The sequence below is a fragment of the Aquimarina sp. MMG016 genome (assembly GCF_018100805.1).
Taxonomy (GTDB): domain Bacteria; phylum Bacteroidota; class Bacteroidia; order Flavobacteriales; family Flavobacteriaceae; genus Aquimarina.
On record NZ_JAGJEA010000006.1, the window covers coordinates 1 to 18,088 of the forward strand.

15 protein-coding genes and 1 pseudogene are annotated in these 18,088 nt (G+C 35.6%); 4 read left to right on the plus strand and 12 right to left on the minus strand.

Going from position 1 to position 18,088, the window contains the following annotated elements; translation table 11 throughout:
- Nucleotides 1-1,608, minus strand: a pseudogene (locus J8M14_RS12990) (hypothetical protein); the annotation flags it as partial.
- Between the two features lie 400 nt (nucleotides 1,609-2,008).
- Here J8M14_RS12990 and J8M14_RS12995 point away from each other — a divergent pair.
- The 3 genes from J8M14_RS12995 (at nucleotide 2,009) to J8M14_RS13005 (ending at nucleotide 5,563) form a co-directional block, all read left to right on the plus strand.
- The gene (locus tag J8M14_RS12995; protein WP_211075082.1) at nucleotides 2,009-2,494 is read left to right on the plus strand and encodes an acetyl-CoA carboxylase biotin carboxyl carrier protein subunit; all 486 of its coding nucleotides are present in this window, start codon (nucleotides 2,009-2,011) and stop codon (nucleotides 2,492-2,494) included.
- An 8-nt stretch (nucleotides 2,495-2,502) separates the two neighbouring features.
- Nucleotides 2,503-3,945 (plus strand): acetyl-CoA carboxylase biotin carboxylase subunit, encoded by a 1,443-nt coding sequence (accC, locus tag J8M14_RS13000; protein WP_211075084.1) that lies wholly within the window; start codon nucleotides 2,503-2,505, stop codon nucleotides 3,943-3,945.
- Between the two features lie 76 nt (nucleotides 3,946-4,021).
- Nucleotides 4,022-5,563, plus strand: coding sequence for an acyl-CoA carboxylase subunit beta (locus J8M14_RS13005; protein WP_211075086.1), 1,542 nt, complete (start codon nucleotides 4,022-4,024; stop codon nucleotides 5,561-5,563).
- 68 nt (nucleotides 5,564-5,631) lie between these two features.
- On the opposite strand, the gene acs is transcribed toward J8M14_RS13005, so the two are convergent.
- The 9 genes from acs to J8M14_RS13050 all read right to left on the minus strand — a co-directional run bounded on the left by acs (nucleotide 5,632) and on the right by J8M14_RS13050 (nucleotide 15,161).
- Entirely contained in the window at nucleotides 5,632-7,539 is a 1,908-nt protein-coding gene (acs, locus tag J8M14_RS13010; RefSeq protein ID WP_211075088.1) for an acetate--CoA ligase, read from the minus strand.
- 69 nt (nucleotides 7,540-7,608) lie between these two features.
- Nucleotides 7,609-7,833, minus strand: a complete 225-nt coding sequence (locus J8M14_RS13015) for a hypothetical protein (RefSeq protein ID WP_211075090.1) — start codon at nucleotides 7,831-7,833, stop codon at nucleotides 7,609-7,611.
- A 54-nt stretch (nucleotides 7,834-7,887) separates the two neighbouring features.
- The gene (locus J8M14_RS13020; protein WP_211075092.1) at nucleotides 7,888-8,250 is read right to left on the minus strand and encodes a response regulator; all 363 of its coding nucleotides are present in this window, start codon (nucleotides 8,248-8,250) and stop codon (nucleotides 7,888-7,890) included.
- 30 nt (nucleotides 8,251-8,280) lie between these two features.
- The gene (locus J8M14_RS13025) at nucleotides 8,281-10,971 is read right to left on the minus strand and encodes a sensor histidine kinase (protein WP_211075100.1); all 2,691 of its coding nucleotides are present in this window, start codon (nucleotides 10,969-10,971) and stop codon (nucleotides 8,281-8,283) included.
- A complete protein-coding gene (locus J8M14_RS13030) occupies nucleotides 10,964-11,158 on the minus strand; it encodes a hypothetical protein (RefSeq protein ID WP_211075102.1) in 195 nt (64 codons plus the stop codon). Before J8M14_RS13030 ends, J8M14_RS13025 begins: the two co-directional genes overlap by 8 nt.
- 165 nt (nucleotides 11,159-11,323) lie before the next feature.
- Nucleotides 11,324-13,096, minus strand: coding sequence for a sodium:solute symporter family protein (locus J8M14_RS13035; RefSeq protein ID WP_211075103.1), 1,773 nt, complete (start codon nucleotides 13,094-13,096; stop codon nucleotides 11,324-11,326).
- 30 nt (nucleotides 13,097-13,126) lie between these two features.
- The gene (locus J8M14_RS13040; protein ID WP_211075105.1) at nucleotides 13,127-13,384 is read right to left on the minus strand and encodes a DUF4212 domain-containing protein; all 258 of its coding nucleotides are present in this window, start codon (nucleotides 13,382-13,384) and stop codon (nucleotides 13,127-13,129) included.
- A 13-nt stretch (nucleotides 13,385-13,397) separates the two neighbouring features.
- Nucleotides 13,398-14,630: a hypothetical protein gene (locus tag J8M14_RS13045; protein WP_211075106.1), complete on the minus strand. Its 1,233-nt coding sequence runs from the start codon at nucleotides 14,628-14,630 to the stop codon at nucleotides 13,398-13,400.
- A gap of 111 nt (nucleotides 14,631-14,741) precedes the next feature.
- Nucleotides 14,742-15,161, minus strand: a complete 420-nt coding sequence (locus tag J8M14_RS13050; protein ID WP_211075107.1) for a helix-turn-helix domain-containing protein — start codon at nucleotides 15,159-15,161, stop codon at nucleotides 14,742-14,744.
- A 186-nt stretch (nucleotides 15,162-15,347) separates the two neighbouring features.
- Between J8M14_RS13050 and J8M14_RS13055 the strand changes: the two genes are divergently transcribed.
- Entirely contained in the window at nucleotides 15,348-15,710 is a 363-nt protein-coding gene (locus J8M14_RS13055; RefSeq protein ID WP_211075108.1) for a hypothetical protein, read from the plus strand.
- Here the strand turns inward: J8M14_RS13055 and J8M14_RS13060 are convergent.
- Both J8M14_RS13060 and argH read right to left on the minus strand, forming a co-directional pair.
- Nucleotides 15,705-16,589, minus strand: a complete 885-nt coding sequence (locus J8M14_RS13060) for a carbohydrate kinase (RefSeq protein WP_211075109.1) — start codon at nucleotides 16,587-16,589, stop codon at nucleotides 15,705-15,707. The two genes, J8M14_RS13055 and J8M14_RS13060, sit on opposite strands and share 6 nt — an antisense overlap.
- Nucleotides 16,590-16,810: 221 nt before the next feature.
- Nucleotides 16,811-18,088 (minus strand): argininosuccinate lyase, encoded by a 1,278-nt coding sequence (gene argH / locus J8M14_RS13065; RefSeq protein ID WP_211075111.1) that lies wholly within the window; start codon nucleotides 18,086-18,088, stop codon nucleotides 16,811-16,813.

The window sequence follows — 18,088 nt, forward strand, 5'->3', positions numbered from 1 at the left end:
ATTCCCTGAAATACTTAAGGTATTAGTTGCTAATGACAGTTCTTGTGCATCCGTGTTGTCCAAATATCCCGATAAATCTACATCAGTTCCATCATTCGTTAAACCCAATGTATTATCTGTTAGCGTTAGATCCTGATTATCAGTATTTACAGCAACCGTATTCACCCAAGCCGTTCCGTTCCAAACAAAAAGTGAGCTTACGTCTGTATCATATACCAATAATCCCGCATCTGTAGTGGTCAATGCATTTCCGCTAGCTGCTGTTGTTACCATAGCAGTACGTTGAGCGGTAGTAAGTCTGTTCATTAAAAACCCTTTATCCGTATCTGCTAACTCCAAAGATGCATTTTGATTTGCTGCAACCGTACCAATACCTACACTTACCCTATTGGTTGTGGTATTACCACCCAGGGCCATTGTATTTGGAGTTGTGATGTTAACATTATGCCCTAATGCTATAGAATAGGGTTGGTTTACTTTACTCAATGCCCCTATAACTATGGCACCTATATTTCTTCCTCTTGCTTCTGCATTATGCCCGATAACTACTTTTTCAGTCCCTTGTATCTTAACAGCACTCCCCATAAACACATTCCGTTCATTTCTTATACTTCCCGATGACCCAACTTCCACAAAATCTGCATTCCAACCTATGCCTACATTGTCTGAACCAAATCGATTGGATCCACCCGCAGTAGCACCCAGATATGTATTCCTGTTGGAATCGTTGGTGCCTCTAGATATATTATTACCATAACCTGCACCATAACCTACAAACGTATTCCCAGTAGAATTTGTACTATTAGCTCCTGCATCGTACCCCAAAAAAGTATTTGCTCCACCAATAGTATTATCTTGTCCAGAACCTGCTCCAAGAAATGTATTTCCTAATCCTGTAGTATTATCAGATCCACTAGCCTCTCCTTGAGAAGAAATGTCATAAGAAGCATCGATACTTTGGAGTGCAGTATGCACACTTAAAGCAGACGATCCCCCTATAAAAGTATTTCCTCTAGCTGTAGTATTATCAATACCTGCAGACCTTCCTATAAATACATTATCAGATCCCGTAGTGGTATTTTTTCCTGTATCTTCTCCTACAAATACATTACGATCTCCTGTGGTTAATTCTTCTCCCGCTTCCTCTCCTATAATCGTATTATCATTACCACCTGTCAAACTTTTGCCCGCTTCTTTTCCGATAACGACATTATCACCTCCTTCATTAAAACGTGCCACAAAACTACCTATATAAACATTATCAGTTGTATTACTTATAGTTTGATCTCCTGCAAAAGCTCCTAAAATAGTATTGTAAGAACCTGAAGTAATCTGAGTACCTGCCATACCACCAATAAATATATTATACCTAGAACGTGTTATTGAAGATCCTGCTCCTGGTCCTAAAACAAGATTCCAATCTCCTGTATTAAGATTAGCACCAGGCTCATAATTATCACCATTGTAAGGCGCTGGTGTACCAGTAGCAGCTCCATCTTCATTTAAACCCAAAATACTCGAGCCTGTGATTTGGTTATACGATTGTGCTTGTGATTTGGTAAGTGATATTAAAAAAATAATTGCTAAATAAAGTAGTTGTTTTTTCATATAAGGGGCTTTTTCAATTAAGGCAACAAAAGTACAATAGTAGTTAAGGAAAATCGAATAAAAGGGGGTTGCAAAAGGGTTTCAACCATTATTTTTTTGAGATGATGTCTGGAGATCAAGGATAAAATCAAAATGAAAAATAATCAAACTAATAATTATAATTTTCAAAAAAGAGGTAAATGACCAATGAAATAAAAGATCTTATTATAAAACTTTAATACAATGTTATAATAAGACCCTTTTAATCTCCCTTTTCTAAAACATTTTGCACCTCCGTTTTTTTTCATTTTCTCAGGAAAACTCCATTTATGAAACATTTTTTAAAAATTTCACAAGAAATACTGATGGTAAATATAAATACCTATATTTATCACATCTTAATTAACACAATACAGACTATATGGGAACTTACAAAGTTCGGGTAAACGAAACCCTGGAGTTTGAATTTACCAAAGATGATATTTCAGCAATAAATGCCGTACAAAGTACAAATCCTTCAAAATATCACATACTTCAAGACAGTACTTCTTATCACACCGAAGTAACCTCTTCTGATTTTAATGCTAAAAAATATACCGTTTCGGTTAATAATACAGCTTACGAAGTTACTATTGCGGATACTTTAGATCAACAGATTGCTGCCATGGGATTCTCTTTAGGATCTTCAAAAAATGTAAATTCTGTAAAAGCACCAATGCCAGGTTTGCTATTGGATATTCACGTTGCTGTCAATCAAGAAGTCAAAGAGGATGAACCTTTATTAATCCTGGAAGCTATGAAAATGGAAAATGTTATTCTCTCCCCAAGAGATGGCATTATCAAATCCATTGGCGCCTCTAAAGGCGATGCAGTAGATAAAGGTCAATTGTTAATAGAATTCGAATAAAATTTACAATGAAAAAGATATTAGTAGCCAATAGAGGTGAGATTGCTATCCGAGTGATGACAACAGCCAAAAAAATGGGTATTAAAACGGTAGCTGTATATTCTACGATTGATAGAAATGCTCCACATGTGCAGTTTGCAGATGAAGCCGTTTGTATTGGGGAAGCGCCTTCTAACCAATCCTATTTGTTAGGTTCCAAAATCATTGAAGTTGCCAAACAATTGAACGCAGACGGCATACATCCCGGATATGGGTTTTTAAGTGAAAATGCAGATTTTGCTGAAGCCGTCGAAAAGAACGGACTCATATTTATCGGCCCTAAATCCAAAGCTATCAAAGTTATGGGGAGTAAATTGGCCGCCAAAGAAGCTGTAAAAGCATACGACATCCCAATGGTGGCAGGTATTGACAAAGCCATTACCGATGTAAATAAAGCCAAAGAAATTGGTAACGAAATAGGGTTTCCCATCCTTATCAAAGCCTCTGCTGGTGGTGGTGGAAAAGGAATGCGTGTCGTAGAGAAAGAAGAAGATCTCGAATCACAAATGCAACGAGCTATTAGCGAAGCTACCTCTGCCTTTGGAGATGGATCTGTTTTTATTGAAAAGTATGTAGGCTCGCCACGCCATATTGAGATACAAGTCATGGCGGATAGTCATGGAAATGTGGTTCACTTATTCGAAAGAGAATGTAGCGTACAGCGCAGACACCAAAAGGTAGTAGAAGAAGCTCCATCATCCGTTCTTACTCCTGAAATTAGAAAAAATATGGGAGAAGCTGCAGTACGAGTAGCGAAAGCTTGTGACTACCTGGGTGCAGGAACTGTAGAGTTTCTATTAGATGAAAATCATAACTTTTACTTCCTTGAAATGAATACACGTTTACAGGTAGAACATCCTGTAACTGAATTAATCACAGGTATTGATCTTGTTGAGTTACAGATCAAAGTAGCCAGAGGTGAAAAACTTCCTATTACTCAGGATGACCTAACGATTAAAGGACATGCGTTGGAACTCCGTGTATATGCCGAAGATCCTCTAAATGATTTCTTACCAAGTGTAGGAAACTTAGAAACATACCAATTACCGGTTGGTGAAGGTATCCGTGTTGACAACGGTTTTGAAGAAGGTATGGATATTCCTATTTACTACGATCCTATGCTGGCCAAATTGATTACTTATGGTAATACACGCGAAGAAGCTATCGAATTGATGATCAAAGCTATTGGTGATTACGAAGTAAAAGGAGTTGCTACTACCCTTCCTTTCGGAAAGTTCGTATGTGAGCACGAGGCGTTCAGGTCTGGTAATTTTAACACACATTTTGTAAAAAAATATTACGCAGCCGAAAAGATTGAAGCTGCTACCACAGAAGAAGCCAAAGTAGCAGCAATGATTGCGATGAAACAATACTTTGAAGATCAAAAAATAGTAAGACTACCGTTAAATTAGGGATGAAGTGAGGTATGAGGGAATTGAAATAGATATTCCTAAGATCTTAAACTTATTACCTAAAATCTAGAAAAGAATGGATTCCAAAATAAAAACATTACAAGATAAAGTACAACAAGCCAAGTTGGGCGGAGGCGAAAAACGTATCGAAGCGCAACATAACAAAAAAAAGTTAACCGCTCGTGAACGTATTGAATACCTAATGGATGAAGGGTCTTTTGAAGAGATTGGTATTTTGGTAACTCATCGAACTACCGATTTTGGTATGGATAAGCAGGTTATTTATGGAGATGGTGTGGTAACTGGCTATGGTACTGTAAACGGCAGACTCGTTTATGTATATGCCCAGGATTTTACAGTATTTGGAGGTTCTTTATCAGAAACCCATGCCGAAAAGATCTGTAAGATTATGGATATGGCGGTTAAAATGGGGGCTCCGATTATTGGGTTAAATGATTCGGGAGGTGCACGTATACAAGAAGGAGTACGATCACTAGGAGGCTACGCAGATATTTTTTATAGAAACGTACAAGCATCCGGAGTGATCCCGCAAATCTCTGCGATTATGGGTCCTTGTGCGGGAGGAGCAGTATACTCTCCTGCGATGACCGATTTTACGATGATGGTTGAAGACACCAGCTATATGTTTGTAACAGGACCTAACGTAGTAAAAACCGTAACCAACGAAGAAGTAACTTCTGAAGAACTGGGTGGAGCTAGCACACACTCGACCAAATCGGGAGTTGCCCATGTAACCTCTTCGAACGACATTGAATGTTTGGAGGATGTAAAAAAACTATTAAGTTACTTACCACAAAACAATACTGAGACTACTAGAAATCTGGAATATAGGTTAACAGACGAGGTAAGAGCATCGCTATCCGATATTGTACCAGACAACCCTAATAAACCTTATGATATGCATGAGGTAATTAGTGGTATTATTGATGAAGATTCTTTTTTCGAAATACATAAAGATTACGCAGAAAATATCATTGTTGGGTTTGCCAGAATCGGTGGACGCAGCATTGGTATTGTAGCTAATCAACCCATGTTTTTAGCAGGAGTATTGGATGTAAACAGTTCTAAAAAAGCAGCACGTTTTACACGTTTTTGTGATTGCTTTAATATCCCTTTGTTGGTATTGGTAGATGTACCTGGATTTTTACCTGGTACTGATCAAGAATGGAATGGGATTATTGTACACGGAGCCAAACTGTTGTACGCGTTGAGTGAAGCAACAGTACCGCGAGTAACCGTGATTACCCGTAAAGCTTATGGAGGAGCTTATGATGTAATGAACTCTAAGCACATTGGAGCTGACATGAATTTTGCCTGGCCTACGGCCGAAATTGCGGTAATGGGTGCCAAAGGAGCCAGCGAGATTATCTTTAGAAAAGAAATTAAAGAAGCTGACAATCCAGAAGCCAAATTAGCCGAAAAAGAAGCAGAATATGCTGATAAGTTTGCAAATCCCTATCGAGCAGCGCAACGAGGTTTTATTGATGAAGTGATCTTACCAAAAAATACGAGAAGAAAACTAATCAAAGCCTTCAGTATGCTTGAAAATAAAGTAGTAGAAAGACCATATAGAAAACACGGTAATATTCCTTTGTAATTTGTTATAAACCCCAAAGATTTTAATTCCTTGGGGTTTAACTTTCTGAATTCGCTATCTAAATATAGCTATAATGCCTCATCCATAATCTTTTCTACAACTTCAGGATTAAGTAATGTACTTATATCTCCAAGATTACTAGTGTCTTTAGAAGCTATTTTACGTAAAATTCGTCTCATAATTTTACCACTTCGTGTTTTAGGAAGACCCGGCACAAATTGTATTTTATCCAATTTAGCAATTGGTCCAATACGCTCCGTAATCTGTTGATTCACCTCTTTACTTAAGTTATTACGGTCGCGATATTCACCAGTTTCCTTTAAAATAACAAACCCATATAATGCATTCCCTTTAATATCGTGAGGAAAACCTACAATAGCGGATTCAGCAACCGCAGGATGTTCATTGATTGCATCTTCAATAGGCGCAGTACCTAGGTTATGACCTGATACAATAATCACATCATCTACCCTACCGGTAATTCGATAATACCCTACCTCATCACGTAAGGCTCCATCCCCAGTAAAATACTTGTTTTCGAAAGCTGAGAAATATGTTTCTTTAAACCGTTGGTGATTTCCCCAAATAGTTCTAGCCATAGATGGCCAAGGAAATTTGACACACAATCGGCCATCTACCTGATTTCCTTTTATTTCTTGACCATTCTCATCCATTAGCGCAGGTTGAATTCCGGGCATAGGTAATGTTGCATACGTTGGCTTAGTTGGAGTCGAAAATGGAATCGGCGAAATCATTACACCTCCGGTTTCGGTTTGCCACCAGGTATCTACAATCGGACATTTCTTTTCACCTACATGGTCATTATACCAATGCCAGGCTTCTTCATTAATAGGTTCTCCTACTGTTCCCAAAACCTTTAAACTTGATAAATCTCTATTAGTTACATGATCCAAATTTTCTTTAGCTAATGCTCTAATAGCCGTCGGAGCAGTATAAAACTGTGTAATCTTATGTTTCTCTACAATATCCCAGAAACGACCAAAATCAGGGTATGAAGGTACTCCTTCAAACATTACTGTGGTTGCTCCGTTGGCTAATGGCCCATACACAATATAGGAGTGACCGGTTATCCAACCAATATCTGCCGTACACCAATAAATATCATCTTCCTTATACTGAAATACATTTTTAAACGTATATGCGGTATATACCATATATCCTGCAGTGGTATGCAACATTCCTTTAGGCATACCAGTAGATCCTGAAGTATATAGTATAAACAGCGGATCTTCTGCATCCATAATTTCAGGTACACAATCTTTATATGCATCATCAAGCAAAGGTTGTAACCAATGATCTCTACCGCTTTTCATATTAATTTCAGAATTAATACGCTTGGCGACCAATACTGATTTCACACCAGGACAACTCTCTAAAGCCTCATCAACAATACCTTTTAAATCTATTGTTTTGGCTCCTCTGTATGATCCATCCGAGGTAATCACCATTTTTGCGTCACAATCATTAACTCTAGTAGACAAAGCAGTCGCTGAAAACCCTGCAAAAACTACAGAATGTACTGCTCCTATCCTGGCACAAGCCAATACTGAGACAGCTAATTCAGGAATCATAGGAAGATATATACAAACTCGATCTCCTTTTTGGATGCCTTGCTCTTTTAAAACATTTGCAAACTTACATACGCGCTCATGTAATTGTTTGTATGTAATATGTTGTGCATCTTCATTAGGATTGTTAGGCTCAAAAAGAATAGCTGTTTTATGTCCGCGATTCCTTAAATGTCTATCAATACAGTTTTCTGTGATGTTAAGTTGAGCTCCTTCAAACCACTTAATTTCGGGTTTGGTAAAATCCCAGCTCAATACATTATCCCATTTCTTTCGCCACATGAAATGCTCCTCTGCTACTTCGGACCAAAAAGTTTCAGGATCTCTTACCGATTTACGATATACCTGAAAATATTCTTCAAGATGTTTTATGTGATAATTACTCATTATTGTTGGTTTTAGAATTTTATATTATTTATTGATATTGTGTTCCTAATACTAGAGTATTTCAAATAATTATGATGATTTGTTTTTAGTACTAAACAACCCAAACCAATTAGGGTTTAAGACTTTTAATTTAATTAGGACCAAAAGGATAATTATAAAGCAAGCTCCCATCACCACAGAATGTATTACTCCTACAGAGGCTTCATTCTCGAATTTAAAACGAAAATATAAAGTGACTACCACATATATGGCGATCACTATATCAGATGCTAAAGGGTTTAATCTTAATTTCATATTCTATCTATTTTACATCTTTATTATTTTAATGTATTACATTAATATTTTTCGTTATTCCAAAAGTTCATTAATCTCTTCGACAAGTTTCTTGACAGAAAAAGGTTTAGTCAGATATTTATCAGCCCCCATTTCCAAGCCTTTTTCAATATCTGTAGCTTTATTCTTGGCAGATAAAAATACTACCTTGGTATGCTTTAATTTATCATTTTGTTTTATTTGCCTTAATGTTTCATATCCATCTACATTGGGCATCATAATATCTAACAACACTACATCCGGAACATTTTCTTCTGCTATTTCCAAGGCTTCTCCTCCGTCTCTAGCTATAAACACATCATAATTCTTTTTCTTAAAAGTATATTCTAACGACATGACAATGTTAGGTTCATCATCTACAATCAGTATCTTCTTCATATGGTTACTCTTTATTCATTGATATTGAGGCTAATTCTTAGGTATTGTAAACACAAAACGTGCTCCTTTTTTATATTTCTTATCCACCCAAATCTCTCCTCGATGACTTTCTATAATCTTTTTACTAATAGCCAACCCTAACCCACTTCCCACAGGTTTTTTGATATTTTGGTGCTTTGATTGGTAAAATTTATCAAAAATATGGTTCATATCCTCCTTAGGAATGCCTTTTCCATTATCTTGGACTACTACCAAAATTAAGTGTTCTTGTTCTTCGGCAGCGACAGTAATCATTCCTTTTTCCGGTTCGGTAAATTTCAGAGCATTAGAAAGTAGATTAGTCAATACCTGAAGCATACGGTCTTCGTCATATTTAGCGTTAAACTCTGATTCGTTTTGATGAACAACTTTGACTCCTTTCTTAGATGCTAATTGCTGTATGCCGCTTATTGATTTTTTTATGGTTTTATCTATTTGATTTAGTTGTATTTCTAACTGTTCTCGACCACTAGAAAGTTTTTCCAGGTCTAAAATGTTATGTATTAATCTAGTAAGACGATCTGCATCAATAACGATATTATCCAAAAACCTGTCTCTTAATTCATCAGGCATATCATCTCCATCTGTTGTTAGTACCTCTGATGCTGCTTTTATAGAGGTAATTGGTGTTTTTAACTCATGGGCTACAGTATCCAGAAACTCATCTTTTAAGCGATCTTGTAATAGCAATTCCTCATTAGCTTCTCTTAACTGATCAGTGAGTAATGTTAATTCATCAGACTTTTCCTTAAGTGCCTTATTAACCGCTATGGTTTCTTTGGACTCTTCTAAAATCTTCAATACTTCAATCAAACTTACAGGTTGTTCTTTTGCCACACTACTAATCAAAATCTTTGCAGAAGCTCCTCCTATACTTCCTGTAAGCAATTTTTCTGAAAAATTAATCAATCTAGCATCTGCCATTTCTTCTTCTTTAGATACTCCATATTTTATATTGAATAGATTTAGTGCTCTTTCAGTTCGTTCTTCGCCTAAAAAACGAGTCAGTACGTTACGAATATCTGACACATAAGCTTCTCCTTTCCAGACAAAGGCTCCTTCTTGTAGGTTTGCATAATTACTACTATTCACAAACATTTCTGCATAATTACGTTCTCTATAATTTCCTTTAGACAGCAGTGAAACTATTAAAAAACTAAATGTATTTAGAAACATACTCCAGAAAAATGCGTGTGCTTCAAGACTCAAGAAATCAATCCCAAAAAGTGCATAAGGTTTTAGCATTTCAACCCCTAATAATCCTTCATCAACAAATGATGAATCTCCTATTAATCCATTGACTATAAAAGGTAATATTAATGTATAAACAACTACGAGTACTCCTATAATCATTCCTGTTTTAGCAGCTTTAGCAGAACCACGATTCCAGAAAAGCCCAATAAAAAAAGATGGAGCTAACTGTGCAATGACTACAAAAGAAATTAGACCAATAGAAAATAGTGATAGTTCATAAGAAAATTTCACATAAAAGAAGTAAGCAATAATGATCAATGAAAAGATGGATATTCTACGAATATTCTTAATATAGTTAGCATTTTTCTCTGGGTTTCCTTTTATAAACTTATCTAAAAACCCATACGGAATTACCAAGTTATTACTAACCATTGTTGATAATGCTAAAGTAGAAACCACTACCATAGAAATCACAGCTGAAAACCCTCCTAAAAAAACTAACATGGCTAGTATCAAATTGTTATTCTGAAGTGGTAAGAGCAATGTATAATAGTCGTGATTTACATTTCCTGTCATTGATAAGTTTCCTCCCCAGGCGATAAAAATCACAAATACATTAAATAATAAAAGATATAATGGAAACAACCATATTGCTTTTTTCAAGTATCGTTCTCTATCATTTTCTACCACTGCCACATGAAATTGTCTTGGTAAAAGAAAAATGGCAAAAAAGGAAAGCATAATCATAAACATCCAGTTAAAACCAGCTTCAAGCCCATTAAAAGAAGTTATTTCCTTAAAATTATCTAGTTGAGATGCTCTTCTATAAATATCAGTAGTGCCATCAAACAAATAAAAAGTAACATATATCCCAACTACTAAAAAAAAAGTAAGTTTCAAAATAGATTCTACCGCCACAGTTGTCATAATACCTTTTCGACGTTGCGAGGCATCTGTAGCCTGAGTTCCAAAAAAGGCTACAAAAATTGCCAGAAGTACAGCTATATAAAATGTAGAATCATCAAGTATAGTTGTTGATACATAACTGGTTTCATCTGTGATAATCTCAAAGGTTTCTGAAATAGCTTTGAGCTGTAAAGAGATGTATGGCACTATAGCAAATACACAAATAATTGCGACCAAGGCTCCTAAAAAACGGTTATTACCGTATCGCAGTGATATAAAGTCTGCAATACTAGAAATCTTATGCTGTTTAGATACTCTAATAATTTTTCGCATTACCAGTATCCATAAAGGTAAAGAAATCACTGGCCCCAAATAAGTGGTCAAGAAATTGATCCCAGATCGTGAAGCAATTCCTACACTTCCATAATACGTCCAGGCAGAGCAATATACTGCCAGAGAAAGCACATAGATATATGGATTATTTACCCACTTGCTTTTTGAGTTTTTTTCTGCCCAAAAGGCAACCAAAAACAAAAAAGCCAGGTAAACGATTATAATCGATATCAGAAGATAATTATTCATGATGCCTTTGCAAAATGATGAATGACACTACAACTGCAATAATCCAAATGATGAAAATAAAGAAATAGATCATTGGGAAACCAAAAACTTCGCCAGAATGATCAAAAATCAGTATAAAGGGAACATTCCATAGTAAAAACAGCAGTAAGGATACCACGATTAACTTTTGCTGATGTCTTTTTTTCATTCCTCCAGAGTTCATTTTATAAAGTTAGAAAAAACGGTGCTATTTATTACCGCTAAGCTTATGTTCCTAGAATCCACTAAAGATCCATCTCTACAGCAGAATAAGTTCAACTCTATATTTTGACAACCCTTGAAAATAGGGTTGTCAAAATTAAGTTTCACTAAATTAATGGTGTGAAGCCTCTCCTGCTCCACTAGGGATTCTTATATGCTCTACTATTTCTTGTACATCTTCTGGTGGAGCTGCAGTCATTCTCGATATTATCACAGAAACTATAACATTAACGATCATTGCAATAGTTCCGAAGCCTTCTGGAGAAGTACCAAACCACCATTCTTCCTTAGGTCTTGGTTCCATTACACCAATCAAACCTGTTTTATACACGACCATATAAACGAGCATTAGAGTAATTCCTACTATCATTCCTGATACTGCTCCTTGCCTATTCATGCGTTTATCAAAAATACCCAAGATAATCGCTGGAAAGAACGATGCAGCGGCTAACCCAAAAGCCAGCGCGACGACTGCGGCTACAAATCCAGGCGGATAAATACCAAATAATCCTGCAACGATAATTGCAAATAAAATACTGATACGGGCTGCCCACAATTCTCCTTTTTCTGAGATATTAGGTTTGATTTGCTTCTTTATTAAATCGTGAGAAATAGATGTAGAAATCACTAATAATAATCCCGCTGCAGTAGATAATGCAGCTGCTAATCCACCTGCCGCTACTAAAGCTATTACCCAATTTGGTAATTTGGCAATTTCAGGATTCGCCAATACCATAATATCTCTATCTACATACAATTCATTTGCTGTATCATTGGCATTGGATACTAGTCTCTCTCCATATTCACCTCTTTGATTGGTGTAAGCAGGTTTCCCATTCATTGCATTACCGTTTACGTATTGGATTTTACCATCACCATTTTTATCTGACCATGCAATCAAACCTGTATTCTCCCAGTTTTTAAACCATTCAGGTACTGCCTTATATTCTGTATTACTAACTGTTTCAATTAAATTAGTTCTTGCAAAAACTGCTATTGCGGGAGCAGTAGTGTATAAAATAGCTATAAAAAGTAAAGCCAATCCGGCTGATTTACGTGCATCTTTTACCTTAGGTACTGTAAAGAAACGTACGATCACATGAGGTAATCCTGCCGTACCAACCATCAAAGCCAATGTAATGGCAAATACATCCCAGGTAGATTTAGAACCATCAGTATATTCATTAAAACCAAGCTGAGTATGCAATGTATCTAATTTTTCTAACAAGTAGGTTCCGTCTTCTACGGTACTTCCCATGCCAATTTGTGGAATAATGTTTCCTGTCATTTGCATGGAAATAAAAAATGCGGGAACCATAAAGGCAAAAATGAGCACACAATATTGAGCCACCTGTGTATAGGTGATTCCTTTCATTCCACCTAAAAAAGCAAATACCAATACTACCGCCATACCAATAATAACTCCAATATTAATATCTACTTGCAGGAATTGAGAAAACACAATACCTACCCCCCGCATTTGTCCTGCTACATATGTAAACGATACGATCAAGGCACAGATTACTGCTACGGTCCTTGCTGTATTAGAATAGTACCGATCTCCAATAAAATCCGGAACTGTAAACTTTCCAAATTTTCTAAGGTATGGTGCTAACAGTAAAGCTAACAATACATATCCTCCAGTCCATCCCATTAAGAATACTGATCCATCATATCCCATAAATGAGATTAACCCCGCCATAGAAATAAATGACGCTGCACTCATCCAATCTGCTGCAGTAGCCATACCATTAGCTAACGGAGAAACACCTCCGCCTGCAACATAAAATTCTTTTGTTGAACCTGCTCTGGCCCATATCGCAATCCCAAAATACAAGGAAAAAGTAATCCCTACTAAAATCCATGTCCATACTTGAACGCTCATATTATATTATTTTTTCGGTTAGTATTAAGATTACTCATCGTAACCATATTTTTTATCTAGTTTATTCATCAATCGAACATATACGAAAATGAGTATTACAAAAACATATATAGAACCTTGCTGTGCAAACCAGAACCCTAGCTTGAAACCTCCTAATCGAATAGAATTTAATGCGTCTTTAAATATTATTCCTGCACCATAGGAAACCAAAAACCATATCGTCAAGAGAATGACCAGGTATTTTAAGTTTTCTTTCCAATATGCTACTGCTTTCTGTTTGTCTGTCATAATTTTCCGAATTTTATAAATAAATCATTGCCTGTAGAGTAATAAAGCTTTGCGCATCATTATCTCCATATTTTGTATTTAAATATTCTAGTGTTAATTTAGAATGATGTCCACTGAAATAAGCATTTGCTCCTACGCCAAAAGTTGTTGCGTTATCATCAATAGCATCAATGGATCGTAAGTTAAAAGAAGCATACGGCTGAAATTTGGTCTTTTTATTATCATTAGGAATTACATATCCTACGTGACTATAAATCATAGAACCAGTTTCATAAGTTTGACCTAAAGTATAATTTTCTCCATAATCATTATTCTGATATGTCGCATAGGCCGTGATTGCCGAACCATTATCTCCCAAAGGAGCATCATAAAAAGCATCTATAGCAAATATCGCCACATCTTCTCCTTCCAGATCACCTACTGTATTTTCTCTTACACTACCATCAGGATGGTAAAAGAATCCTGCGCCTACGTTAAATACTTTTTTACCTCCGATGTACGAACCTACTTTGTAAGGCAGAAAATTAGACTCCTGGTCCATAAAATTATAATCAAAGTATCCAGCAAAATTCTTACCTGCGTCTTTAGAACCCAATAATCGTCGCCCTGCATATATGGCGGGACCATTCGCTACGGGAACCGCAGTATCCTGAAGGTTATTAGTTATGGATTCATTAATCGAAACTCGATACTGTAATTTCCCAAAAGAGCCTTTAGCATAAATACCTATATGACGTGCAAACTGATCAGACAATCCAATAGTTGACCAAGACTGCCTATTGTTATCTAAGGTCATGATGTTAAGCGTACTCTGATTATTTAATCGAGAAATTCCATTCCAGTAATGTAAACCACCACCGATTGCATGATTTTTACCCAGATTATATTGTCCCCAAACCCCGTGAAAGAATAATTGAGAACTTTCTCCCGTTCCCAAAGGGCTCTGGTTGTTAGCATTAAGGCTGTTTAAGCCAAAATGCGTAAGGATCAAAAAGTCTTTATTGATCTGAGCATACATTAAGATTCGTGCTCTTCTTATACTAAGACTAGTTTTGCTTTCTTCATCTGGAACATCATCCTGATATCGTGCCCAGAACTGTGCCCACGAAATTATCCTAAAGTATTTAGATCCGTCTTCGTTGAGTTTTACTTTCAGTCCTCCTGTATAATCTGGAGATCCTTGTGAGTAAGAATACTGTAAGATAAAAATACATAAACCAAACAGTAAAATTAATTGTTTTTTCATAGAGTTTACAATAATTAGATTACTACTAAATTGATTTTGTGTGCTCTACGAAGCTCTTAAAAACTATAGGTTAATAAAAAACTAATATACTTTTATGGTAATTTAAAATAGTTAATCTCTAAAACGCTCCCATTTTATGAGCATAAACTTATCTCCCAGTTCAGTAACTACAACTCCGGCTCCTGACAAATTGTTAACATTTTGAAAATAAGTAGATAACTCAGATGCATTTAAGATTTTATAGGTAGGATGGTAATTAGAATTGTACGGTCGTTTCACATTGTATTTCTTCACCCAATTCATAATACTTACGTGCGAAATCCCTAAAATTCGTTCAATCTCTCTATAGGTTAATCCTTCTAAATATAACTGAAGTGCCTTGTTCACATAATAATCATCAATCTTCTTTCCTATCTTATTTACCGAAAAGAAATAATTACAGGATTTACACTTATATCGTTGCCTATCATTCACAATTCCGCTTTTTATATATTCGTCGGAACCACAATTGGGACAAGCATTAATCTTCATATATATTATTTTAGCATAAATATACTAATTTAGCAACAAAATTCTAAAAACGTACTTAATTCAATAAGCAATTAACAAACAACCTCTTAAAATAATACTGCGTTAGCAAACGTTACTTTTAATTAAGAAAAACATAATAATTAACCCATTTCACATTTTTGAAAAAAAATACTAGTTTTAACCCCTATGAGCAGTCGACGAACAACTAAATATGCGATCTATACAGTTGCAGTACTTTGTGCAGCTTTGATAAATGAATTTATTGGTAAGTACGTAAAAAAACATGTTGAGATGCAAGGTTACCTTCTTGTATTAGTAGACATGTTAATTATAGTTTTAATTTTTGCACCAGCATTTGCTTTAGTAAACAAATACACAAAAAAGATTTCTTCGGCATATATCAAAACATCTAAAAAAATAACAGGAAATAGAAACAGCATCCGATTAGGTTTTACAATTGCTATCATTATTCTTTTTATCCTTTATGCACATTTAAGGCATAACCTCAGTGTTATTAACGATCTAAAAGCTTTGATTCCTAACTTATAATTGCTCAGATATAAAAGTTTTGATCTCATCTTCAGAAAAAACAGGGTTTGCTCCTTCGCTACCGGCTACCATTGCCCCGATAGCGCAAGCATAATCTATAGCAGTTTGCGGGTTGCTTTCCTGAAGTAACTTAGAAATTAAAGTAGCGAGAAAAGAGTCTCCCGCACCTACGGTATCAATCACTTTTACTTTGTAACCCGAATTATGAAAAAAGGAACCTTTATAAAATAGTGTAGCGCCTTTTCCTCCTTTAGTAATGCAGATTTGATCGGTATTTGTATACTTGGCCACTGCTCTTAACTGGTCTTCTAATGTTGTCTCTTTTATTTTAAAATAAATACTGATTTCATTCAATTCTTCATCATTGAGCTTAATAAAATTGGCTTTATTCATTAATTCTAAAAGCAACTCAGTGCTATAATGTGGTGGTCGAAGGTTAACATCTAGAATTTTAAATTTAGCTTGATCCAATAACTTAAACAATGTATTTCTTGACGTTGCATTTCTACACGCCAAACTTCCAAAGATAATAGCATCGGACCGATGCACCTCTTCGATGTCAACATCACTAATTTCTATAAAGTCCCAAGCCACCGGACGGCTTATCTCATAAGTAGCTGTCCCTTCTTTATCAAGAGTAACCAAAACTTCTCCAGTTGGATAGTTTTTATCTTTTTGTACAGTTTCAGAAGGCACCTCTTGTTCTTTTATATAAGAAATAATCTCATTACCGAGATCATCATCACCTATTCTGGTAATGATGGAAGATTCTATTCCCATAGTATGTAGTCGTAATGCAACATTTAAAGGAGCTCCTCCTATCTTTTTATGGTTTGGAAAAATATCCCAAAGGACTTCTCCGAAACAAGTGATTTTCATGGACTTGATATTATATCCTAAAAATAAGTTATTTTAAGTAGATATTTTATTATTTGGAAACTTCACTATGGCAGGGTTAGTTCAATTTGTTTCTTTGCCTTTTATACTTTTGCACATACATAGTAGAAAAAGTCTTAATAAAAACAACCCCCAGCGGTTAACTACTCCTCTGGGGGTCTAGGTTGAAGCTAAAAAATTAAACTAACTCAACTTACACTCAATTAAACATGCTTCAACTTCTCTTCTATATTTTTAAGGCATAGATTATTAATACTACCTATATGACTATGTTTTGTGTTTTTTTCAGGTTTATAATTTCCGTTTTCGATATCCTGACCAATCTTTACATACGCATCTCTAAATGACATTCCCTGCATTACCAATTCGTTTAATGTATCAACACTAAACAGGTAATCATATTTAGAATCTTCTAGAATGTTATCATTAACCTTTACACTTTTTAAGGCATAGATAGCCATTTCCAATGACGCTTTTAAGTCCTGAATTGCTGGTACAATTCCTTCTTTAAGCAATTGTAAATCTCTATGATATCCACTTGGCAAATTATTAGTCAACAAACTTAATTCATAAGGTAAAGCTTGAATCTTATTACACTTACCTCTAATTAATTCGAAAACGTCAGGGTTCTTTTTATGAGGCATAATGCTTGACCCTGTAGTTAACTCAGAAGGAATACTCATAAAGTCAAAATTCTGACTCATATACAAACAAACATCCATTGCAAGTTTGGACAAAGTCCCTGCCACACTGCTCATAGCAAAAGCTGCAGATTTTTCGGACTTACCTCTGCTCATCTGAGCAGCTACCACATTAAATTTTAAGGTTTCAAAACCTAGTTCTTTAGTTGTGAATTCTCTATCAATGGGGAATGAACTTCCGTATCCCGCTGCGCTTCCTAAGGGGTTCTGATCTACTACTTTTAAAGCAGCATTCACAAAATAAAGATCGTCAACAAAACTCTCAGCATAGGCCGAAAACCATAATCCAAAAGATGAGGGCATGGCAATCTGTAAATGTGTATATCCAGGCAATAAGATTTCCTTATATTTTTCTGCCGAAACTAAAAGCAATTGAGATAATTCTTTAATTTGAGATTTGATCTGTAGTAATTCATCTTTTAAATACAGATGCATTGCTACCAACACCTGATCATTTCTGGATCTGGCTGTGTGAATTCGTTTTCCAGCATCACCTATACGCTTGGTTAATTCAAACTCAATTTTAGAATGTACATCTTCAAATTGGTCTTCGATAACGAAAGTTCCTGCTTCAACTTCTTTAGCGAGATCATTTAATTCTTTTTCTATCCCAGAAATATCTTCCTCAGAAAGCAAGCCTATTTTATGTAACATTTTAGCATGAGCCATAGTAGCTTGTACATCATATTTGGCAATTACCAAATCCAACTGCCTATCATTACCTACGGTAAACATATCTATCTTCTGATCTGTTGGTAATCCTTTATCCCAGAGTTTCAT